Annotated in this window: 1 pseudogene; it reads right to left on the reverse strand. The window is 59.4% G+C overall.

The annotated features are described in order from the left end of the window. Nucleotides 1-774, reverse strand: a pseudogene (locus RNA01_RS23455) (ISL3 family transposase); the annotation flags it as partial.

The following is a 774-nucleotide window of genomic DNA, read 5'->3' on the forward strand; positions in this document are numbered from 1 at the left end:
TCTTTTTCAACGCCACCGGCAAACGAGCTGACCAGGCTGGTCTTCGCAGCTTCAAGCCATTCATCGAGCTTTCGTGCTGTCTTGGAGCGGATCATGGATTGGAAGTCACCAATGGCCGTGCGGGCGACTATCAGTTCCGGAACGTTCACTTCGATAGCCGCCACCAGGATCGCTTCGGATTTTGCGAGGTCGTCGCGTGCGGTTGTCATCAGCCGGGCGATGACCTGTGCCGATGGCGTTCGCGCAAGCCCACTCTGGTTGGCCTTCTCCGCAAGACGCCGCCGCTGTGCCCATTGCGAGACGACCCCGCTCTGTCCCGGAAAGCCCTTCGTTTTCATCTCTCGCCAGAGCGCCAATGCGTTTCTCGCGCCTTCATCCCAGCGGCTGTTGAGCCAAGGCAGCCAGCTATCCAGTGAGCTGGACCGTGTTCGAAAGACATCAAGGCGCTGGCCCCTCAAAACGTCGCGGACAATCTTCCGGCTATGGCCGGTTTGCCGGACAATCTGTCGAATTGACGTTCCCTTCTTCGGCAGCTCTCGGATCGCCTCGTTCGTCTCCTGGCGGCGCAGATATCCCTCGTACTGCAGTTTCTCAGCGTAGGTCAAAAGCTTGGGATCAACGACATTGCTGCCGACCGCCTGCCTGATCTGGCGCATCGACTTGTCGACTGCATCGAGAAACGCCCGGCTGGAGTTCTCCATCAGGTGCCAACGATCAGCGACCTGCTCAGCATCAGGCAAGGCCTTCGCGATGGCCTCACCATAGCCGCCGCTT

The organism is Paenirhizobium naphthalenivorans (genome assembly GCF_007992095.1).
GTDB classification, from domain to species: domain Bacteria; phylum Pseudomonadota; class Alphaproteobacteria; order Rhizobiales; family Rhizobiaceae; genus Allorhizobium; species Allorhizobium naphthalenivorans.